Source organism: Streptomyces sp. NBC_00273, assembly GCF_036178145.1.
In the GTDB taxonomy this organism is placed as follows: Bacteria; Actinomycetota; Actinomycetes; order Streptomycetales; family Streptomycetaceae; genus Streptomyces.
Genome location: NZ_CP108067.1, coordinates 2239469 through 2261554, shown reverse-complemented (window position 1 = coordinate 2261554; position 22086 = coordinate 2239469). Strand labels below are relative to the sequence as shown.

The 22086-nt window shown below is 71.2% G+C and carries 16 protein-coding genes; 10 read left to right on the top strand and 6 right to left on the bottom strand.

Features of this window, described 5'->3' with window-relative positions; translation table 11 throughout:
- Positions 1 to 70 precede the first annotated feature (70 nt).
- Positions 71 to 1786 (bottom strand): ABC transporter ATP-binding protein, encoded by a 1716-nt coding sequence (locus OG386_RS09515; RefSeq protein WP_328787734.1) that lies wholly within the window; start codon positions 1784 to 1786, stop codon positions 71 to 73.
- Positions 1783 to 5055: an MFS transporter gene (locus OG386_RS09510; RefSeq protein ID WP_328787733.1), complete on the bottom strand. Its 3273-nt coding sequence runs from the start codon at positions 5053 to 5055 to the stop codon at positions 1783 to 1785. The genes OG386_RS09515 and OG386_RS09510 overlap by 4 nt, the downstream gene beginning before the upstream one ends.
- 141 nt (positions 5056 to 5196) lie before the next feature.
- Between OG386_RS09510 and OG386_RS09505 the strand changes: the two genes are divergently transcribed.
- From OG386_RS09505 to OG386_RS09480, 6 genes are all read left to right on the top strand, one after another.
- Entirely contained in the window at positions 5197 to 5877 is a 681-nt protein-coding gene (locus OG386_RS09505) for a TetR/AcrR family transcriptional regulator (RefSeq protein WP_328787732.1), read from the top strand.
- Between the two features lie 158 nt (positions 5878 to 6035).
- A complete protein-coding gene (locus OG386_RS09500) occupies positions 6036 to 7085 on the top strand; it encodes a PucR family transcriptional regulator (RefSeq protein WP_328787731.1) in 1050 nt (349 codons plus the stop codon).
- Between the two features lie 133 nt (positions 7086 to 7218).
- On the top strand, positions 7219 to 7731 hold the full coding sequence (locus OG386_RS09495) for a hypothetical protein (RefSeq protein ID WP_328787730.1): 513 nt from the start codon (positions 7219 to 7221) through the stop codon (positions 7729 to 7731).
- A gap of 130 nt (positions 7732 to 7861) precedes the next feature.
- Complete coding sequence (locus tag OG386_RS09490; protein WP_328787729.1) at positions 7862 to 9391, top strand: SPFH domain-containing protein; 1530 nt, start codon at positions 7862 to 7864, stop codon at positions 9389 to 9391.
- A gap of 197 nt (positions 9392 to 9588) precedes the next feature.
- Positions 9589 to 10902 carry a phosphatase PAP2 family protein gene (locus OG386_RS09485; protein ID WP_328787728.1) on the top strand — a complete coding sequence of 438 codons (1314 nt, stop codon included), beginning with the start codon at positions 9589 to 9591 and terminating at the stop codon, positions 10900 to 10902.
- A 123-nt stretch (positions 10903 to 11025) separates the two neighbouring features.
- Positions 11026 to 11655 (top strand): GNAT family N-acetyltransferase, encoded by a 630-nt coding sequence (locus OG386_RS09480; RefSeq protein ID WP_328787727.1) that lies wholly within the window; start codon positions 11026 to 11028, stop codon positions 11653 to 11655.
- Between the two features lie 371 nt (positions 11656 to 12026).
- Here OG386_RS09480 and OG386_RS09475 read toward each other — a convergent pair whose 3' ends face one another.
- Positions 12027 to 12353, bottom strand: a complete 327-nt coding sequence (locus tag OG386_RS09475; protein WP_266606784.1) for a GYD domain-containing protein — start codon at positions 12351 to 12353, stop codon at positions 12027 to 12029.
- Between the two features lie 888 nt (positions 12354 to 13241).
- Here OG386_RS09475 and OG386_RS09470 point away from each other — a divergent pair.
- Positions 13242 to 14501, top strand: coding sequence for an esterase/lipase family protein (locus OG386_RS09470; protein ID WP_328787726.1), 1260 nt, complete (start codon positions 13242 to 13244; stop codon positions 14499 to 14501).
- Positions 14502 to 14612: 111 nt separating this feature from the next.
- Here OG386_RS09470 and OG386_RS09465 read toward each other — a convergent pair whose 3' ends face one another.
- Positions 14613 to 15557, bottom strand: coding sequence for a glycoside hydrolase family 16 protein (locus tag OG386_RS09465; protein ID WP_328787725.1), 945 nt, complete (start codon positions 15555 to 15557; stop codon positions 14613 to 14615).
- Between the two features lie 421 nt (positions 15558 to 15978).
- Between OG386_RS09465 and OG386_RS09460 the strand changes: the two genes are divergently transcribed.
- From OG386_RS09460 to OG386_RS09450, 3 genes are all read left to right on the top strand, one after another.
- Complete coding sequence (locus tag OG386_RS09460) at positions 15979 to 16431, top strand: hypothetical protein (RefSeq protein WP_328787724.1); 453 nt, start codon at positions 15979 to 15981, stop codon at positions 16429 to 16431.
- A gap of 93 nt (positions 16432 to 16524) precedes the next feature.
- Entirely contained in the window at positions 16525 to 18618 is a 2094-nt protein-coding gene (locus OG386_RS09455; protein ID WP_405790856.1) for a bifunctional polysaccharide deacetylase/glycosyltransferase family 2 protein, read from the top strand.
- Complete coding sequence (locus tag OG386_RS09450; protein WP_328787723.1) at positions 18615 to 19901, top strand: acyltransferase family protein; 1287 nt, start codon at positions 18615 to 18617, stop codon at positions 19899 to 19901. Before OG386_RS09455 ends, OG386_RS09450 begins: the two co-directional genes overlap by 4 nt.
- A 26-nt stretch (positions 19902 to 19927) precedes the next feature.
- Here the strand turns inward: OG386_RS09450 and OG386_RS09445 are convergent, their stop codons facing one another.
- Entirely contained in the window at positions 19928 to 20803 is an 876-nt protein-coding gene (locus tag OG386_RS09445) for a DUF4436 domain-containing protein (protein WP_328787722.1), read from the bottom strand.
- A gap of 49 nt (positions 20804 to 20852) precedes the next feature.
- The gene (locus OG386_RS09440) at positions 20853 to 22010 is read right to left on the bottom strand and encodes an agmatine deiminase family protein (RefSeq protein ID WP_328787721.1); all 1158 of its coding nucleotides are present in this window, start codon (positions 22008 to 22010) and stop codon (positions 20853 to 20855) included.
- Positions 22011 to 22086 lie beyond the last annotated feature (76 nt).

The window sequence follows — 22086 nt, the reverse complement described above, 5'->3', positions numbered from 1 at the left end:
CCGGACTCCCGGCCGTCCAGGACGGCCGGGAGGTACCGCTACCGGCCGACGGGCCGAACGGCATGACGGTTCATTCACTCGCCGCCGGTGCGAGGGAGGCGTTCCAGAAATCGGCGTAGCGGCCGCCGCGGCGCAGCAGCGCGTCGTGGCTGCCTTCCTCCACGATCCGGCCGCCGGCCAGGAAGACGACGCGGTCGGCGCGTCGGACGGTCCGCATCCGGTGCGCGACCATCACCACCGTCCGTCCGGCCATCAGGTGCTCGATGCCCTCGTGGACGGCTGCCTCGTTCACCGGGTCCAGCGCCGAGGTCACCTCGTCCAGCAGGACGACGGGCGCGTCCTTCAACAGCGCTCGCGCGATCGAGACGCGCTGGCGTTCGCCGCCCGACAGCCTTGCGCCGCCCTCGCCGACATGCGTCCCCCACCCGCCGGGCAGCCGCTCGATCACCTCGTCCAGCCGCGCCGCGCTGGCTGCCGCCCGCACCTCGGCTTCGTCGGCATCGGGACGGCCGAGGCGCACGTTCTCCTCGATCGTGCCGTCGAAGAGGTGGACGTCCTGGAAGACGATGGCGAACTGCGCCATCAGCACCTCCGTGTCGATCGCGCGCACGTCCACGCCTCCCACCCGCACCGCGCCGGAGTCCACGTCGTAGAACCGTGCGAGCAGGTGCAGCAGCGTGCTCTTGCCCGCGCCCGACGGTCCGACGACGGCGAGCCGCTGTCCCTCCGGTACGGACAGCGAGGTGTCGGCGATCACGGTGCGGTCGCCGTGCCGGAAGGTGACGGAGTCGAACTCCAGGTCATGGCGCACCGGCTGGATCGGTTCGGTCGGCTCCGGCAGCGGCTCGGTGTGCAATACCGTGTCGAGCCGCGCCAGTTCCTCACGTGCACCGCGGAGCCGGCCGCCGATGTCCGACAGCGACAGCAGCGGGTCCGCGCAGCGGGCGGCCAGGACCAGGATCGCCAGGACCTCCGCCGCGCCGGTGCTCCCGCCGAGCGCGAGGTACGCGCCCAGGGCCAGCACGACGGTGAACACCGTCTGCACCGCGAGTGCCAGACCGACCACGCCGGGCAGCGCCGCCAGCGCGGTCCGGCGGGAGGCGCGCTGGACTTCCCGCAGCGAGTCGTCGAGCATCCGGAAGCGTTCCGCGGTCCGGCCGCCCGCGCGCAACACCGGCTGGGCCCGGAGGTATTCGACGACCCGCCCGGTGGCTTCGTGGTCGCGTTCGTGGCGCTCGGCGTCCGTAGCGGCCATCGAGCGTCCCGTCCGGACCTGGATCGCCGCCACGATCGGTACGGCAGCCAACGCCGCCAGGCCCATCTGCCAGTTGAAGGCCAGCATGACCGCGAGAATGGTCAGCGGGGTCACACAGGCGGAGATGAACGGTGCCAGCAGGTGCGCGATCACGCTCATCGCCTGGAGGATGCCGCGGCCGGCGAGGACGGACACCTCCCCGATGCGGCCCGCGTCGTACCAGCCGATCGGCAGTCGGGCCAGATGGTCGCCGAGCCGGTGGTACGTGCCGCGCAACAGCGTGCTGCCGGCATGGAAGCCGGACCGGTCGCTGACGTAACGCAGCACCGCGTAGACCGCGACCGCGGCCCCGAACGCGATCAGCCAGGGCCAGGCGTCTTCGGGCGTGCCCCCGAACAGCGCCCGCAGCACGGGAACCAGCAGGGCGTAGGACGAACCCTCGACCACGGCGGTCGTCGTCATCAGGGCCACGGTGCGACGCACCGGCCGGGCGTACTCGTGCCCCAGCACGCGCAGCAGCATGCGAATCATCGGGGACCGCCTCCTTGTGGTACGCCGCTGTGGGCTTCGGTCCGGTCGGCGAACGCCGACCGGCGGGCTTGCCAGAACGCCGCGAACCTCCCTTGCCGTGCCAGCAGTTCGGCCGGTGTGCCGCGTTCGACGACCACCCCGTCGTCCAGCATCACGACGGTGTCGGCGTCGGCGATCGTCTCCGGGCGATGGGCGACGACCAGGATCGTCCGGTCGCCGCCCAGCGTCGCCAGGGCCCGGCGCACCGCCCGTTCGGTCTGCGGGTCCGCGAAGGCGGTCGCCTCGTCGAGCACGAGGACCGGCGTGTCGGCGAGCAGGGCGCGCGCGAGCGCGATCCGCTGTGCCTCGCCACCCGACAGCCCCGCGTCTTCACCGATCACCGACTCGTATCCGCGGGGCAGTTCGAGGATCCGATCGTGAACGTTCGCGAGCCGGGCGGCGCGCACCACGTCGTCGAGGTCGGCGTGCGGTACCGCCAGCGCGATGTTGTCCGCGACCGACGCGCGCAGCAGCCGGACGTCCTGGAAGACGAAGGAGACGTTCTGGTAGAGCTCCCGGCTGCCGAGTTCGCGCAGGTCGACACCGCCCAGGGTGACCGAACCGTGGGTCGGGTCGAAGAACCGCGGCAACAGCTGGACCAGCGTGGACTTTCCGCTTCCCGACGGCCCGACCAGTGCGGTGGTCGTTCCCGGTTCGAGCACCAGGTCGACCCCGCGCAGGACCTCGTGATCGGCTTCGTAGCCGAATCGGACGTCACGCAGTTCCAGCCGGTGCCCCTGCGGTGCGACCGGGTGCGCGGGCTCCGGCAGCGACCGCACCGTGAGCACCTCCCGGATCCGGCCGACCGCACGCCGGGCGGCCTGTACGTCGTCGAACCCGTGGCCCAGGGCCGCCACGGGAGCGGTCAGGCCCAGTCCGAGCAGCAGGAAGGGCAGCAGGTCGGCCGGAGCCATGCCACCGGTGGTGATCAGAGCCGTACCGCCGATCAGGACGGCCAACAGCACGAACGGCGGCGACAGGGCCACTTGCATGCCGGCGGCGATCCCGGCGAGACCGCGCACCATCCGCAGGAAGCTGCCGACGAAATCGTCCACCGCCGTGCGGAAGCCGCGGTGGGCGCGCCCGGATCCGCCGAACGCCTTGACCACCGAGATGCCCTGGACGAACTCGACGACTGAGCTCGAGATCCGTCCCATGGCCGCGTCGAAATCCTCCTGCTCGCGCAGCCGGGTCGGGGTCATCATCAGGGGGACGAGCGCCACGGCCAGGGCGACCGGTATCAGCGTGATGAGCGTGAGCCGCCAGTCGACGGTGAACAAGTAGATCAGCGACGCCAGCGGCACCACGAAGGCGGAGACGAGTTCGCCGGGGGTGTGGGCGATGAACGGGTGCACGGCGCTGACGTCCTCCCCCACCACCTTCGCCAGCTCGCCGGTCCGGCGCCGGGAGAACCACCCGATCGGTACGCGCCCCAGTTGCGCGGCCAGTTGCCGGCGGAACGTCAGTTGTACCTGGCCGTCGACGACGTGTCCTATCCCTGACGACGCGGCCGTGAACAGCAGTCGGAGGAACAGGCCGGCGGCACCCGCGATCACGACGATCCGGACATGACCGTGATCGACCGGGCCGGGCGCCAGCAGCGTGCGCCCCAGTTCGGCGACCGCCAGCAGCGGCATCAGACCCGCCAATGCGCCGATGACCTGCAGGGTCACCACGGCGGCGAAGCGTGCGTAGTAGGGGCGCAGCAGTCCCGCCACGTTCGCTCCTGCATCCTTCGCTCCTGCCGCGCCCGCTCCTGCCGCGCCCGCTCCTGCCGCGCCCGCTCCTGCCGCGCCCGCTCCTGCCGCGCCCTCGACATCGCTCTGCCCGGCTCGTGGCGGTGGACCGGTTCGGCGCAGGACGGCGAGGGCCACGAGGACCGCGGCGGTCACGAGCGCGGCGCCGAGGGCCAGCCCGAAGGCGTATCCGTCGTTGAGCGTCCCGGGTGTGACCGTCCCGCCGGTGCGGTGGTGCGCCGCGGCGCCGAGGACGGCGAGTCCGAGTGAGGCGCCGATCTGGCGCGAGCTGTTGAGCAGGCCCGCGGCGGCGCCGCTCTCGTGGGGCGCGACGCCGGCGGTGGCGAGGGAGGCGACCGGTCCGAGACAGAGCCCGAAGCCGCCGCCGGCGAGGAGCGCGGGCCCGAGGACGTCGGTGGTGAAGCCGCCGTCGGGGCTGATCAGGCCGAACCAGGCGAGCCCGGCCGCAGCCAGGAGTCCGCCGGTGACCACGAGCGTGCGGGGCGCAAGGCGGTAGCCGAGCTTGACGGCGAGCACGGAGCCGGCGACCAGGGCGAGGGCGAACGGCAGGAACATCATCCCGGTCCGCGCGGGCCCCGTTCCGAGGACTTGTTGGAGGTAGAGGGACACGAAGTAGAAGGCGGAGGTCATGGCCGCGCCGATCAGGAGCACGGAGGCGTTCGCGCCCGCCACCGAGCGGTTGGCGAACAGGCCGAGCCTGATCAGCGGTTCGCGGGAGGTGGTCAGTTCGACACGGACGAACGCGGCCAGCAGTGCGGCGGCGACCGCCAGGGTCGTCAGGGTGACCGGCGAGGTCCAGGCGTACCGATCCGTGCGGACGACGCCGAACACGAGCAGGGTCGTGCCCGCCGTGACCAGGACGGCACCGAGCACGTCCGGACGGCCACCGCGAGCGGTCGGCGGTCCTCCGGCGATGCCGCGCCAGGCCAGGGCCAGCGCGCACGCCGCCATCGGCACGTTCACGAACATGACCCACCGCCAGTTCGCGTACTCGGTGAGCACGCCGCCCATGAGGACACCGAGGGCGCCTCCGGCCGCGTTCGCCGCACTCCATGCCCCGAAGGCCTTGATACGGGCCCGGCCCGCCGGGAACGTCGACGTCAGCAGTGCCAGGGCGGCCGGAGCCAGCGCTGCGGCCCCCACGCCCTGTGCCGCTCGGGCGGCGACGAGGTGGCCGGGTTCCTGGGCGAATCCGCCGAGGAGGGAGGAAAGCCCGAACAGGCCGAGCCCGAGCAGCAGGATCCGTTTGCGGCCGTACCGGTCGGCGGCCTTGCCGCCCAGCAGGAGCAACCCGCCGAAGGTGAGGGCGTAGGCGTGGATCACCCAGGTCAAGCCCACCGCGCTGAAGCCGAGGCCGGCAGCGATCTGGGGGAGTCCCACGTTCACGACCGATAGGTCCAGCGACACCATGAACTGCACCAGCGCCACCGCAGCGAGCGTCAGCCCTGGCCGGGCACCCGAACTACTCGTCATCACGAACTCCACTCCCGGCGCTGTCAGTTAACTTTCGGAACATGTTCCGAAAGTATCATCGGGCAGGCCGTTGTGAAACCGCGAAGGGCTGGAACCGCACCCGTTTCGAAGCGGAGGGCGGCGGGGCGGCATGATGGGACGATGTCCCGAGCGCCCGCGTCGCACGGCCGCACCGGCCGGCCGCCCCTGACCTCCCGTGCGCAGATCCTGGTGGCCGCCCGTCGGCTCATCGACCAGGACGGCTGGGAGAAGCTGACGATCCGCCGCCTGGCCGCCGAGCTCGGCATCGGGGCGACGACCTTGTACCACCACATCCGGAACAAGGAAGACCTGCTGCTCCTCCTGCTCAATCAACACATCGAGCAGATCGAGCGCCCCCAACTGCCCGATGACCCGCGCGAGCGCATCGTCACGGCCGCCACCGCGATGCACGACGCCCTCACGGCCTGGCCGTGGGCCGCGGAGGTCCTTTCGGCAGACGGTTTCGTCGGCCTCCTCGACGAATCGGCGATGTGGATGGTCGAAGCCATCGTGGCCGGCGCCGACGACCACGGATGCACACCCGAACAGACCGTCGACGTCTTCCGCAGCATCTGGTACTACACCGTCGGCGAGGTCCTCGTCCGCGCCCACTCCGCCCGCCGACGGGACGAAGGGCGGCCCTTCGCCTACCGCGAGGACCTGGACCCGTCGCAGGTGCCCCACCTGGCCGCCATCGGCGTCCGATGGGCCGCGCTGGCCGCACGGGACATCTACCCCCAGGGACTGCGCACGTTCGTCGACGGGCTGCTCGCACGAGCCGCCCCCCGCGGCACCGGCTGAGCTCGGACCGGACGCGGCGCGCACGCCCCCGGGTCCGGGTGCGGGTCGGCCCTGACGCACGTGTCACCCTGGTTCCGGGGCGCGGACGGGTGAGGGCGCGCGTCGGGATAGGGATAGGGCTCGGGGTCGGGGTCGGGGTCGGGGGAGGAACGAGGAACGTGGCGGACCGGGAAGCGCCGGAGGACCGTCTCGGCGAGTACGTCGACATGCTGCGGCACGCGTGTGCCACGGGGCGCCGCCTCACCCGTGCCGAGCTCGACTCCCGCCGCTGCGAGGGGCAGCGGGCGGCGGAGGCGGGTCTGCCGTTGCGCGGGCTCATACGGGACCACCTGGCCGCAGCCCAGCGCGTCCTGACGCGATCGCAGGCGCCACTGCTCGCCGCGGTCGAGCAGGCGGTCGACGCGTTCGTCGAGGGGTACGAGCGGTCCCAGCGCCAGGCGGTCCGTCAGGAGGAGGCGGCTCGACGCGAGTTCATCGACGACCTGCTGTACGGGCGCAGCGGGCTGGGCCTGCTGGCGGAACGGGCCGAACGGTTCGGGCTGCGCCTGTCGCAGGCCCACGCGGTGGCGGTGGCCGCCGGCCCCGAGCCGTACGGCGACGGCTACCCAGTGGCGCGCCGCATCGAGGAGGCGGTCCTCGGCCGGTTCGGGAACCGGCAGATCCTGCTGGCCACCAAGGACGGCAGCCTCATCTGCGTGGCGCCCGGCGATCAGCCCGATGTCCTGGCCTACTTCGCCCAGCAGGCCCACGCGGCGACGGACGGCGGACGGGTCGCCATCGGACGCTCCCATCCGGGCCCGGGCGGGGTCGTCCACTCCTACGAAGAAGCCCTCAACGCCCTTAACCTCGCTGAGCGGATGAGGCTGGAGGGGCCGGTGCTGCACGCGTCCGACCTGCTGGTCTACCCGGTCCTCAGCCGCGACCGGCAAGCCTTGGTCGACCTCGTGGAGAGCGTCCTGGGCCCGCTCCACCGGGCGCGCGGCGGCCCCGGGCCCCTACTGGATACCCTGACCGCCTACTTCGACAGCGGCTGCGTGGCGACGGAGACCGCCCGCCGCCTCTCGCTGAGCGTGCGCGCCCTGACGTACCGGCTGGGGCGCATCCACACCCTCACCGGTGCGGACCCGGCGGACCCGGCGGACCGGTACACGCTCCAGACCGCGGTGATCGGATCACGGCTGCTGGGCTGGCCCGACGCCACGGCGTGACCGGGGGCACCCTGCCGGACCGCAGCGTCAAAGAGTCGTAAAGGTTGCCGGAGGCTGGCAATGTGCGGCACCTTCGCGCGCTGGCACGATGCGGTTGTCCGGCAGAAACGCCGGCCGGGCGGGGGAGGTGCTCATGGGCTTGTTTCTAGGTCTCGGCATCGGGGGAATCGTCCTGCTGGCCGGCTCGCTGGTGTTCGACGGGGTCCTCGAGGGTGTCTTCGACGGTGCCCTGGACGGATGGTTCGACGGATGGCTGTCGCTCCCGGTGGTCGCGGGCTTCGTCTCGATGCTCGGTTTCACGGGGGCGATCGTGCTCGGGACCACGGGTCTCGGGCCGGGAGCGGCAGCCGCCGCCGGGGCCGCGGCCGGTGCGGGGGCCGGTTGGTCGACGTACCGACTGGGCCTGGCCCTCGCCCGGGGCGGCAGCGGGGCCGCCCCGCGCCACGGCGAGCTCGTCGGGTCGGCCGGGACCGTGGTCACCGCCATTCCGGAGGGCGGCGGGTACGGGGAGGTCCTGCTGACGCTGGGCGGCCAGCCGGTGAAGTACGCCGCGACCGCCGACGGCCCGGTGGCCCTCGGCGCCGAGGTGTGGGTGACGGCGACGCCGTCGTCCACCTCAGTCGGCGTGCGCGCCGTCGAGCGCTGACCCGGCCGCTGACCCCCGCCCTGACCCGAGCGCCGCTCCGAGCGCCGCTCCGAGCCGCTGACCCGGGCGCGCCTCATCTTCTCGTCCACCACCGATCTGCCCTCGCGAGAGCGGGCAGGGGGGATCCACCATGAGTTCAGTCGTCGTTGCGGTCGTGGGAGTGGTCGTGCTCCTCGCGCTGCTCGCCCTCGTCGTCGTCACCCGTTACAAGGTCGCCGGTCCCAGCGAGGCGTTCCTGATCACCGGCCGGCGCGGCAAGAAGTCCACCGACCCGGCCACCGGACAGGTCTTCACGGACACCAGCGGCCAGAAGGTCGTGGTCGGCGGCGGAGTGTTCGTCGTGCCCTTCGTCCAGCAGCGCTACACCCTCGACCTGTCCAGCCGGCACATCCCGGTAGCCGTCCGCGGAGCGGTCACGCTGCGCGGCATCAAGGCGCACCTCGAGGGCGTGGCGATCGTCAAGGTCGGCGGCAACGAGGACGCCATCCGCGCCGCCGCCCAGCGTTTCCTCCAGCAGCAGGACGGCATCGTCGGCTTCACCCAGGAGGTGCTGTCCGGCGCACTGCGGGCCATCGTCGGACGGATGTCGGTCGAGGACATCATCCGCGACCGGGCCGCCTTCGCCGGGCAGGTCGCGGAGGAAGCGGAGGCCAGCCTCTCCGGCCAGGGCCTCGTCCTGGACGCCTTCCAGATCCAGGACATCACCACCGAGGGCTCCTACCTGGAGGATCTCGGCCGTCCCGAGGCCGCCCGCGCCAAGCAGGAGGCCGACATCGCCGAGGCCAACGCCCGTCGGGCCGCCGAACAGGCCCGGCTGAAGGCCGAGGAGGAGATCGCGGTCGCGCAGCGCACCCTGTACCTGCGCCAGGCCGAGATCAAGGCCGAGACCGACGCCGCCACCGCCCAGGCGAACGCCGCCGGACCGTTGGCCGACGCCGACCGGCAGCAGCAGATCCTGGCCGAGCAGGAAAAGGTGGCCGAGCGGCAGGCAGCACTGACCGACCGACAGCTCGACACCGAGGTGCGCAAGCCCGCCGACGCCCGCCGCTACCAGGCGGAGCAGGAGGCCGAAGCGCTGCGGGTGGCCCGGGTGAAGCAGGCCGAGGCCGAGCGCCTCGCCGCCATCGCCGCCGCCCAGGCGGAGGCCGAGCGGGCCCGCCTGACGGGTGAGGGCGAGAAGCAGCGCCGCTCCGCCCTCGCCGAGGCCGAAGCCATCGAGGGTGCCAAGCGCGGTGAGGCCGAACGTGCCCGCCGCGCGGCCATCGCCGACGCGGTCCGCCTGGAGGGCGACGCGGAAGCGGCGGCGATCGCCGCCAAGGGAGCGGCCGAGGCCGAGGCGATGCAGAAGAAGGCCGACGCCTTCGAGAGCTACGGCGATGCGGCGATGGTCCAGATGCTGGTCGAGGTGCTCCCGCAGGTGGTCGCCAAGGCGGCCGAACCGCTCAGCGCCATCGACAGGATGACCGTCATCTCCACCGACGGCGCGAGCAAGCTGTCCCGCACCGTCGCCGAGAACGTCGCCCAGGGCATGGAGCTGCTCGGCTCCACCACGGGGGTCGACCTCGCCCAGCTCCTCAAGGGACTCACCGCGACCGTGACCGAGCCGGCGACGCCCGCAGGGTCCGTCCCGGCCAACGGCAAGATCGCGATCACCGACTGACGTCAGGTGCCGCCCGCCGGGGCGTCGTCCGATCGCATTTTCCGGTCAGGTAACGCACCCTCGATCAATCAAACCTACCCACTCCGTTAACATGTCCGGTCTGACAATGTTCACGTTGGACCACGATAAGCGGCCGGAAATTGACATCTTCGATATCGCGGGTTCTTTCTCGAATAGGCGACGGCGCCAGGTCCGCCGTGCGTCCCCGACCCCGCGGCGTGCTGTGGGCCGCGGTGGGCGTCGTCGGCCTCGGATTCCTCGTCGCACTGGAGCTGGCCGCGCGCCAGTACGGCGTGCCGGGTCCGATCACCGTCCAGACCCGAGAAGTGATCTTCGCCCCCCAGTCGGGGACGGTGCTGTACGCCAGCATGGCGCTGATGATGGTCGTGCTCACCTGGCGGCAGCGCTTCATCGGGCTCGCCGCCGCGATCGGCATCGACCTCGTCTTCTGGCTCGTGCGGTGGGTGGTCGGCGCCCAGATGATGTTCGGCAACGGCGCGCTGCTGGTGACCTTGGCCTGGGCCGTCATCGCCGTCACGCGTCGCACCGGACGGGAGCGTCTCCTCCTGCTGAAGGGCGTGGGACTGGCCCTGCTGCTGGTGACCGGCCGCAAGACCGGCTACACCTGGCTGCTGATCACCTCGAAGTCCCGCCCGATGGTGCTCGACCAGTACGTGGCGACCGCCGATCACGCGCTGGGCAACCCGTCGTGGGTGGCGGGCCGGATCGTCGAGGCCACCGGCACGGTCGGCTTCCGCGTCCTCGAATTCGTCTACATCCAGCTCGCGGTCGCGGCGGTCGCCGTCGCGCTGTACCAGCTGCGCCACGTGGCGGCCCTGCGCCGCTTCCCGAGCCACCACCTGGTGCGCACCTTCCTGGTCATCGGGCTGCTCGGACCGGGCATCTACATGATCTTCCCGGTGGTCGGGCCGATCTTCGCCTACGGCGCGGACGGCGCGCACTGGGCGGTGGCCGACCTGTGGCCGAACACGCCGCCGCCGCTCGGTACCCCCGCACCGATGCCCTTCGACGAGTTCACCCCGCGCAACTGCATGCCCAGCCTGCACACGGCGTGGGCCACCGCGATCTTCATCCATTCCCGCAGGGCCCCGCGGGCGCTGCGCTACGCGGGCACGTTCTGGCTGATCGCCACGCTCGGCGCCACCCTGGGCTTCGGCTACCACTACGGCGCGGACATCATCGCCGGCGTGGTGTTCACGGTCACGATCGAGACGGCGCTGCGCTCGCTCGCCCGCGGCTGGGACCGGCCCGGCGTCCTGCTGACCACCTACGGCACCGCGGTGTTCGTCGCGTACCTGGCCTCGTACCGCTACCTGTCGATGCAGCTGGCCGCGTACCCGTGGGTGTTCGGGCCGCTGCTCCTCCTCGCCATGGGCTCGGTGATCTACGGCTTCGTACGGATCACCAAGAAGTGGGAACGGGAGGCCGCCGCGGAGGCGACGGTGCGCGTGCCGGAACCGCGACGGGAACCGCAGCCCGAACTGGTCTGAGCGCGCGGGGCGCTGCGGCCGGTCGGCCCGGTCGCCGCGCCGGGCGAATTCCGGTGGGGCCGGTGAGCGGCGCCGAGTATGGTCGGCCCGTCGTGATGGATCCGGGGGACGGGCAGGTCGGACATGGAGCAGGCGAAGGCGTCGGCGTCGGTGGAGCTGGTGGAACTCGTGGGGGAGCGGGTCCGGCTGGAGCCGCTGGAGCTGCGGCACCACGACGGGCTGTGCGCGGCGGTGCGCGACGGCAGCCTGTGGGAGCTCGCCGTGACGCTCGTCCCCCACCCGGACGACGTCCGCGGCTTCATCGAAGAGGCGAGGGCGGCCCGTGCCGAGGGCACGCAGATCCCGTACGCGACGGTGGACGCGGCGACGGGGGAGGTCCTCGGCTCCACCCGGCTGATGATGATCAACACCGCGCAGCGGCGGCTGGAGATCGGCTGGACCTTCCTCGCGGAGTCCCGTCAGCGGACCGGGGTGAACACCGAGGCGAAGCTGCTGATGCTGACGCATGCCTTCGAGGCGCTGGGGATGAACCGGGTCGAGCTGCTGACGGACGTACGGAACGCGAAGTCGAGGGCGGCGATCGCCGGGCTGGGCGCGACGCACGAGGGCGTGCTGCGGCACCACATGGTCATGCGGGACGGATGGATCCGCGATACGGCGGTGTACAGCATCACCCGGCCGGAATGGCCGGCAGCGAAGCGCGCACTGGAGGCGCGCAGGGCGGGCCGCCCCGCAGTACGCGCCGGGACGTGAGCGCCGGGCGGTAAGCGCCGGGGGTGAGCGCGGGGGGTGAGCGCGGGGGGTGAGCGCCACGACGCCCGTCCGGGGCCGGTCCGGCCCTCGGGGCCCGGCCCGGCCGGCGGCGGTTCGTCCGTCGGGCACCGCAAGGGCGACGTCGCCACGGGTGACGCGCGCCGCTTCGTGGGAGCGGCCAGGACCCCGCCGTCCACGTCCACGCACGTCAGCGCACGTCAGCGGCGCGTGCCCCTCGTCGTACGCCGGCGCTGACGCCTGTGATGCGCCGGCCGCGCTGCCCGCCGGTGCCTCCGGCGACGCGAGGCCGACACCACCCGCAGCCGACCCGTCACGGACCGGCCGCGGCAGCGAGCCCGCTCGCGGGACCGCTACTCGCCAGGTGCCCGGTACCGGACCTGCTCGGCTCTGCGCAGGGCGTCCAGCGTTTCGTCAACGCTGATGAGAACGGTCGTCTCGAACGAGCTGAGCGCGCCACCTCCGCTGATCGCCAGCGCGACGGAGGCCATGGACACGTTGTCCGGAGCTTCCCAGAGGTTGTAGCCGTCGTGCGTGCCGAAGGCGTACCAGAATCCGTGGAGCTTCCCGCCCACGGACTCGATGTACGACCGCGCGGCCTGCGCGCGGTCCTCGGGGTGGCCGATCAGCCTCGCCCACGTCTCCGGTGTGTAGCTGAACCTCGACAGGTAGAGCGGCATCGTGTGTCCCCTTCGTCCCACCGATCCATGCCCGCAGTCGGTCGGAGAGGATCGGGGCGGCCGACGGTTCCCCCGAACAGCCGGGGACACCGACCGCTACGGCCCACACGGGTCCGGCAGCGCTGCACCTTCCGGTACGCCGTGGAGGCGCGATGCGCAGGGGGCAGGTGCCGGCCTCCGCGTTGCGGAGTCGGTACGTGTTCTGCCGCGCGGGCAGCCGTTGCCATGCCTGCCCGGCCTTCCCGGTGCACCTCTCCGTCCCCGGCCAGCCGCGTACGGGCCCCCGCGCGCGCCCAGGTGGTCGCCGGGCGGCGTACGCAGGTCAGCAGGTACACCTCGTCCGCGACGTCACGTCGCTGACCTCGGCGTCGGAAACCGAGCCGTACCCACGCAGCAGGGCACGGGGTTCCCCGTCGCTGAGGTTCGGCTCCGACCGCCGGTGAGAGCCGGGCGCACGGGTCCGCCCCCCACCTGCGACCAGACGCCCCGTCATACGTCAACCGCCTTGTGGCACCGGCATGTTGCCTCCCCCGTCCGGTATCCGAGGACGGGCCGGCAATGACGCCGGTGAACGCGGCCGCCGCACCGTGTCGGGCGGCAAGCCCCCCAGAAGTGGGCCCGAGTTCGGGAGTCTCCTCCCTTCCCGGCCTCCGGGTCGGACGTTTCGCCGTGGATGTCTGTCTGCGCGGTGTGGCGGAAGGTATTGACGGTGATGTTGGGAGCAATGGGGCTGGTGGTACGCAAGGTGTTTCCCGACATCCATCACGTTGAGTAGCCGGATGCTCGATTTCTGTAACCATGGTGTCGGGCGGTCGCGGGCTTGCGATGACGGCACAACGCGACCGGCCCTTCGGTGAACCCGTGAACTGCGCAAGGAGTCAGCTGATCATGTCCACCCCTGTCGTCGACGTCTGGGGACCGGTCGCCCCCGGGACCCGCTCCTCGTACCCGCCCGCGCCGGAGCCGCATGACGAATGGAACCTCGCCGGAGGCACGGCCTGGGTCTACTACAGTCCGCTGAACCGCAGGCAGCTCATCAGGCCCGTCATCCTCTCCGACGGCTTCTCCGGCGGGTCGAGCGACCTCGACCAGCTCTGGCACGGCCTGGAGGAGAACAGCGAATACCGCTTCGTCTCCGAACTCCACGCGACCGGCCGGGACGTGATCATCCTGGGCTACGACGACCGGACGGCATCGATCACGGCCAACGCCGACACCGCCATCGACTGCATCCGCCGCGCCATTGCCGAGCGGGTCGGTCGGGCGAAGCTGGCCGTGGGTGGATTCAGCATGGGCGGAATGGTCACCCGCTACGCGCTCGCCAAGATGGAGCAGGACCCCGCGCTGCCCGACCACGAGACGTCCCTCTACTTCTCCTACGACTCTCCCCACCACGGCGGATGGTTCCCCGTCGCCCTGCAAGCCTTCACGCACTTCGCGACGGACAAGTGGGGAGACGCGGACGGCATCGGCCCCGTCCTGCGCCAGTTCTCCGGCCTGCTCAACAGCCCCGCCGCGAAGCAGATGGCGCGGTGGCACATCGGAAAGGCCACGGAGACCCCCAACCAGGCTCCGGAGCGGGTGGAGTTCCTGAAGGAGCTCGACGCACTCGGCGGGTGGCCGCGCCAGGTCCGGAAGATCGGTGTCGCCAACGGAGTGGACACCGGCGTCGGCAACGGCGTCCGGCCCGATGCGACCGCGGTGAGGTGCGACGGTGAAACGCTGCACGACACGTGGCTCAAGACCCAGGCGCAGGGGGACCAGGTGGTCGCACGCCTGCAGAAGACGGGCGAGGAGCCGATCTCGGTCCGCACCAGCGGGCTGCCCGACGTCGACGGCGCTCCCGGCGGCCTGTTCACCATGCCGTCCCCCGCCGGCGACCCGGGCAGCTTCGGCTTGGCCGCCCTCCTCATGGGTCTCCTCGGCAACGCCGTGGACCCGGAGGTCATCCGCACGTCCTGCTTCATCCCCAGCATCAGTGCCGTCGCGGCCGGTGAGATCGACGACCCGAAGGTGCTCCACCGTCCGATCGCACCGGAGCACAGCGCGCTCGACGCCTTCGTGTGTGCCAGCCGCAACGAGGGACACACCACCATGACCGAAGAACTCGGCGCATGGATCGTGAACGAGATCGTGGCGGTCGGCTGACCGTCGGGGTGGGCGGGCCGCACCGGGCGGGCCCGCCCACCCCGAACCTCCACCCGTCGACGTCCTGTTCGGCTTCGGCCATCGCATCCGTTCACGGAACCCGGACCGGGGTCAGGACTTCGGCACGGTGTTGATGTGGTTGATGCCGGAACTGTAGAAGCCGTCCACCGTTCTCTGGACATCCGCCTGGGAAACGACCTCACCGGCTTTGTAGTAGAACCAGTTGACTTTCATGTCCCACGTCCGCGGACCGCCGGTGAAGGGAAGGTCGATGAACCAATTGCTGAAGTGGACGTCCATCTCTTCGCGCGCGACGTACTTTCCGGAACTGGTGAACAGCTCCTTGCCGTCGAGGGAGTAGGTGGCCTTTCCGTTCATGGCGGTGATCATCAAGAGGTGCCAGCCCGCAACGCGCTTTTTGAGTGCGTGAGTTACCCGGTCCGGCGGATCGGCCTTGAACCAGCTCGTGGTGTCGAGTTGTGGTCCCACCGAACCCCAGCCGCCGTTCGGCAGGTACTCGTAGTCGAGTTCGCTGTAGTTCGTCGAAGCGTCCGAGGCGGAAATCGGAAAGAAGGTCTCGACGACGTGGTCGCCGTCGCGACCGCTCGTGGGCTTGTCGCTGAGGTAGACGCGAGCGGCGTACGTCCCCGTGAAGAGGCCGGTGCCGGTGCTCTGCACCTCGACCTGCCGAGTGCCCTCCTTGGTGCCGTCGGTGGAGGACCGTAGCTGCAGGACCCTGCCCCCCTGGGCCGTCGTGTCGGAGGGGAAGCCGGCACCGGTGGTGGACCAGGTGTCCTTGATCCCCGGGCCACCCCCGTCGGTACGGACCTGCCAACCGTGGGCGGCGAGCGAGGGGTCGTCGGGGCCGCTGTAGTGGAAGTTGTCGAACAGGGTTCCCGGCGGTCCGGACGGGGTCGGCGCGGCGCTCGGGGCGGCGTCATCGGCCCCCTCGCCGGACGGGGAGCCGCCGGAACACGCGGCGACTGCGCACAGCAGGGCGGGCAGCGTGAGCACGGTCCACGCGCGGCGACGAGGGGTGCGACGGGGCTGGCTCACACAGGCTCCTGAGGGCGTAAAGGCGGTACCTGGACACGCTCTTTAGAAAAGGATCAACGACCATTACCGGTCGCACGAAGGGGTCATCCTAACGACGGCCCGGACGGCGTTGCGCACGCGGTCACGGCGGTGGTGATGGTGTCGGGAGAAAGCGAATGTCACCGGCCGGACACGTGCGATCAGTACGCGGATTGTGCGGGGGCCCGTGAGTAGGTACCTATCGGTAGGCATTTCAATCTGATTACGGCACCTGAGCAGATCCCATCAAATTCGCACATCGTGCACCAATTGAATGTGGCCGGTGCACTAGCGTTCGCTCTGCGGTTCCGCGGTCTACGTACCCTGCACTGAAAGGCCTCGCAAGGTGCGCCCTGTCATCACTTCCGTCGAACGCGAATCGGCGCGCGAGGCACCGTCTGGCATGTACAAGTCGAGTTTCGAGGAGCCGGCGTGCGCACCGGTCTTCGTCGACCAGTCGGGGTCGCGCGGCCGTCTGCTGCGGTGCGTCGGCTGGCCGGTCTCCGTGGTCGGCGCGATCCTGGCGGTCGCCATGGGCAGCAGCCTGATCGGTGTGCAGGCGGACGCCCCGGCGATGGGCATACCCGCGCAACCCTCGCGGCCGCCCGCCCCGTCGCCCCCACCCGCGCCGTCGCCCACCCCGTCGTCCGCTTCAGTCGCTTCGACCGCCTCGTCCGCACCCCGGACGGTCGCGCGGTCCGCGACCCCCCAGGCGAAGCACTCGGCCGCCACCTCGAAGGTCGCGGCCACCACCTCGAAGACCGGTGCGACACCGAAGACCGGTGCGACGCCGAAGCCCGGAGCCACTGCGGCACGCGGGGCGAAGCCTTCCGGCCGGCCGGCCAAGCAACCCTGATCACCCGCACCGCCATCTCCAGGAGCGTCATTGTCCCGCCACCAGCGCCGCCGGCAGTCCCTGCTCAGGCCGCGCCGACTGGCCGCGCCGCCGCTGCGCTTCTTCATGCCGCTGTCACTGCTGGCCTGCCTGCTGGCGCTCCTCGTCCTGCGCGGCCTCGCTACCAACGAGGCGTTCCACGACTCCCGGATCGCGGTCTCGGTCGACAAGACGACCGTGCCGGAGGAGCTGCTCAAGGGCGGTCCGGTCATCGACGCGCGCGGAGCCAAGAACGAGCACCCGGTGAGCCACCACATCCCCGACCGGACCGCGGTGCTGAGCTTCGACGACGGCCCCTCGCCGGAGTGGACCCCGAAGATCCTGGAGGTGCTCGCCGCCCGCAAGGTGCGGGCTGACTTCTTCGTGACCGGCGCGATGACCACGCGCAATCCCGAGCTGATCCGCCGGATCGTCGCGGGCGGCCACGAACTCGGCGTGCACACCTTCACCCACCCCGACCTGGTGTACCAGTCCCATGCCCGGATCAGCTGGGAGCTGGCGCAGACGCAGCTGGCACTCGCCGGGGTCGCGGGCGTCCACTCCGCGCTGTTCCGCCCGCCGTACTCCTCCGACGCCACTGCGATGGACGACTGGAACTATCCGGTCATCAAGTACGTCGGTGCGCGCGGCTACCTCACCGCGTTCATCGACCGCGACACCGACGACTGGAAGCGCCCCGGCGTGGACGCCATCGTCAAGGCGGCGATGCCGGCCAAGCCCGGTGCCGGTGCGCTGATCCTGCTGCACGACGCGGGTGGCGACCGTACCCAGACCCTCGCCGCGCTCGTGCAGATCATCGACCGTCTGCAGGCCCAGGGCTACCGCTTCACCACCATCTCCGAGGCGCTCGGCGCCTCCAGCGCGACGGTGCCGGTGAGCGGATTCCAGCTGTGGGCGGGCAAGGGGTTCATCTGGGCCACCCAGGTCGCCGTGCACACCCTGCCGGTGCTGGTCTGGCTGCTGGCCCTCGTCGGCTTCCTCAACTTCGGCCGCTTCGCGCTGATGATCGTTCTTGCACCGATCCACGCCCGCCGCTCCAAGCGGCGCGACGCCTGGGGACCACCGGTGACCGAACGGGTCACCGTACTGGTCCCGGCCTACAACGAACGCGAGTGCATAGCCAACACCCTCCACTCCCTGGCCGCCAGCGACCATCCGATCGAGGTGATCGTCATCGACGACGGCTCCACGGACGGCACGGCGGACATGGTCGAGGAGATGGCCATGCCGTTCGTCCGGTTGATCCGCCAGGTCAACGGCGGCAAGTCCAGCGCGCTCAACACCGGTATCGCGGCGGCCTCGCACGACATCATCGTGATGATGGACGGCGACACCGTCTTCGAGCCGTCCACCGTCCGCGAGCTGGTCCAGCCCTTCGGCGATCCGGCGATCGGTGCGGTCGCGGGCAACGCCAAGGTCGGCAACCGCGAGAGCCTGATCGGCGCCTGGCAGCACATCGAGTACGTCCTCGGCCACAACCTGGACCGCCGGATGTACGACATGCTGGGTGTCATCCCGACCATCCCCGGTGCGGTCGGCGCCTTCCGCAAGGAGGCCCTGCGCCGGGTCGGCGGGATGAGCGACGACACCCTCGCCGAGGACACCGACATCACCATCGCGATGCTCTGCGACGGCTGGCGGGTCGTCTACGCCGAGCACGCCCGCGCCTGGACCGAGGCGCCCACCAGCCTCCCGCAGCTCTGGTCCCAGCGCTACCGCTGGAGCTACGGCAGCATGCAGGCGATGTGGAAGCACCGGGGCGCGGTGACCTCCCGCGGTCCGGCCGGCCGCTTCGGGCGACTCGGGCTGCCGCTCGTCGTGCTGTTCGGCGTGGTTGCCCCGCTCCTGGCACCGCTCGTCGACATGTTCCTGCTGTACGGCGTGCTGTTCGGGGACGCCCCGATCACCCTCACCAGCTGGGGTGGCTTCATCCTGCTCCAGGCCGCCCTGTCCTGGTACGCCTTCCGGCTCGACCGCGAGAAGCCCTGGCACCTGATCAGCCTGCCGATCCAGCAACTGGTCTACCGGCAGCTCATGTACATCGTCCTGTTGCAGTCCGCGATCACGGCGCTGACCGGTGGCCGGCTGCGCTGGCAGAAGCTCCGGCGCACCGGCGAGGTCGTCGTACCGGTGGAGGCCAGAGCGTGACCGCATCCTTCGACCTCGGTCGCACCAGGGACACCGTGCAGTTGCGAGTTCCGGCCGCACTGCGAGCCGAGCCGGGGCGGGAGCCCGACCCGGAGCCGATACCTGCACCGGAGCTGCGGGCGCAGCCGCCAGCCGAACGCAACGGCGGCCGGGACCGCTATCTCGACCTGCTGCGCGCGCTGGCACTGGGCCGCGTGGTGCTCTACCACAACTTCGTCTGGTTCTGGCTGCCCCTCGCCTTCCCGTCGATGGGCGTGATGTTCGCGCTGGCCGGCTCGCTGATGGCCCGCTCGCTCAGCCGCCCCGCCCTCGGCGTGGTCCGCGGCCGACTGCGCCGCCTGCTGCCGCCGATGTGGCTGTTCGGCGCCATCGTGATCGGCCTCCAGATCCATGCCGGCTGGGGCCCCCGGTCCGAGGGCCACCCCACCTGGTGGTGGGCCAAGCTGGCCTTCTGGATCCTGCCGCTGAGCACCCCGCCGTACGCGGAGGAGCTGGCCGGCTTCCCGTTCGTGGAAGACACCTGGGCGGCGCAGGTCATCGTCCCGCTCTGGTACCTGCGCGCGTACCTGTGGTACGTCCTTCTCTCGCCGCTGCTGCTCCGGGCACTGCGACGGTTCCCGGTGGCGGCGCTGGCCGCTCCGCTGGCGATGGTGATCGTCATGAACGTGTTCTTCGCCGACCAGGAGTTCGTCTACGGCCGGCTCTGGGAGACCGCCAACGACTTCGCCACCTTCGGCGCCTGCTGGATCCTCGGCATGGCCCACCAGGAGGGGCTGCTGAAGAAGATCCCGCAGTACGTGCTGCCGTCCGTCGCACCGCTGATCATGGTGGCCGGCTTCTGGTACCTGCAGACCCGTCCGGCCGATCCGACCGTGTCGACCGACATCGAGGCCTGGCCCATTGCCCAGGCCCTGTGGTCCTTCGGCTTCGTCGCCCTCCTGCTCCACGTCAGCCCGTACTGGGAGCGCTGGCCCAGGCCGCTGGAACGCTGGAACGGCCTGATCAGCCTGCTCAACGCGCGCGCCGTCAGCGTCTACCTCTGGCACGAAGTCGCCCTGGTGGCCGCCGTCCCGCTGATCGACCCGCTCTGGAGCGTCCCCTTCGTCTACGCGCACTTCCAGTGGCTGCTGGCCAGCCAATGGTTCACGCTGCTGGTGGCGCTCCCGCTGCTCGTGGTGCTCGTGCTGGCCTTCGGCTGGGTGGAGGACGTGGCCGCCAAGCGTTCGCCGCGGCTCTTCCCCTATCCGCGCCGCGGACGGGGCAGGCGCCGTGCCGCCGACTGACGGGGCCGCCCGCGTCCCACCCGCACCTACGAGGGCGCGTCCGTGGGGGGCGTCGCCGGGGGTTCGGCGCGGATGCCCGTGATGACCACCGTGATGAGGCAGAACGCGATGACCGTCTCCGCCCAGAGGAAGGCGATGTAGTCGAGCAGGCACCCGATGGGCGGGGTGCCCGGGGCCGTGTTGCGGAAGGCGGCCAGCGCGAAGAGGGTCGCGGCCATCCAGCCGAGGGCGGGCCAGGTCAGGCCCTTGCGGCGGGTGACCAGGTACCAGCCGCCGATCAGGACCGAGACGGCGAGCGCCCACATGGCGAGCATCATGAAGACCGCGAAGATGAAGACGCTGTTGGACCGCGCCAGCCCGATGTCGAGGACCGCGATGCCCTGCACCGTGGAGGCGTCGACCGTCGCCGAGAACAGGACGTCGTTGTTGGAGAGCGTGACGCGGACCGGGACCTTCTCGCCGCCGAACACCGCACCGAATTCGACGTCCGCCCCGTAGGCGTCGAACGGGTAGTCCGTGATCGAACCGCCCGTGAGGGCCACGGGCAGGTCCGTCGTGGCGATGCGCTGGTGCGCCTTGAACGTCAGGTCGCCCCGGGTGGCCGTCGAGGTCTGGACGGTGAGGTCCTCGGCGGGGGAGACCCCGTCGGGGTCGGCCAGGGCGCCCCGGGGAGTGACCAGGACGCGCAGCGTCATCTCGCGGCCCGCGGCGTCGACGCGCTGGATCGTGGCGTCGATGTCGATGCGGTCCCGGTCGGCGCGCCCCGCCGTGTACACCGTGTCCAGCGCCTGGCGTTCCCCGAACTGGAGCCACGCTCCCACGGTGACCGCCGCGACGATGGCGATCAGGACCAGGCCCGGCAGCAGCGGGACCCGGCGTGCGGGGCGGTGGGAGTTCGACACGGTGTCTCCGGTGGTGCGGGGCGCGGGCGCGGGGCGCGTGCGGGGCGGATCAGGCAGCGGGCTTGCCGGGCTGGTCGTGGGTGGAGCAGTGGATGCCGCCGCCGCCCGAGGCGATGGTGTCGATCTTCACCATGACGACGTCCCGCTTGGGGAAGTGCTCCCGCAGGATGCCGCGGGCGCGGTCGTCCGCCTTGCGGTCGCCGAACTGGGGCATGAACACGGAGTCGTTGGCGACGTAGAAGTTGGCGTAGGTGGAGACGAAGTCGTCTCCCTCGCCCGTGATCCGGTTCAGGTCGGGCTGCGGCAGGTCGATGACCTCGAACCGGCGGCCGCGGGCGTCCGTCGCGTTCGACAGGACGGACTTCGCCTGGTCGGCGGAGCGGGACCAGGAGTCCGGCGGGGTGCTGGGGTGGGCGCGGTCCAGCAGGACCACACCGGGAGCGGTGAAGCGTACGAGGCTGTCCACGTGCGCGTCGGTGATGTCCTCGCCGCGCACGCCGGCCAGCCAGATGACCTTCTGGACGCCCAGGGTCTGCTTGAGCTCGGTCTCGATGGTGTCCCGGGACTTCCCCTTGTTGCGGTTGTCGTTGACGATCGAGCTCTCGGTGACCATCAGGGTGCCCTCGCCGTCGGTCTCGAAGGAACCGCCCTCGGCGACGAGCGGGGCCTGCACCCTGGGGATCTGGTACTTCTGCAGCAGCAGGCGCCCGACCTGGGCGTCGTTGGTGTGCTCCTGCTTGTTGCCCCAGCCGTTGAAGTTGAAGTCGACGCCGACGACCTTGGTGCCCTCCTCGACGAACACGGGGACGGTGTCGCGGGCCCACAGGTCGTCGACGGCCAGGGGGATCACCTCGACCTGCGAGCCGACGGCCTTCTGGGCCGCGGCCACCTGGTCGGGCCGGGCCATCATGATCACTTCTTCGTAGTCGCCGACGGCCCGCGCGATCCGCGCGATGTCCTCGCGTACGTAGGGCAGGTCCTGCTCCCAGACCGAGGCGAGGGCCGGCCAGGACATGAAGGTGCGGGTGTGGCTCTCCCACTCGGCGCCGAACCGGCGCTTTCCGTCCGCGCTGGGCCGGGAGGAACCGGTGGCGCCGGGGCGCGTACCGGACTCGGCGGGACCGCAGGCCGCCGCACCGAAGACGGCGGCGCCGATTCCGGCGAAGGTACGGAGGACGGACCGGCGGGTGGGGGGAGTGAACGACACGGGGGACTCCGATCGTGTGCTGGCGGAGCGAGAGGCGTCCGGCCAGGGCGGGCACGGGAGGCGTGGCAAGACCGGC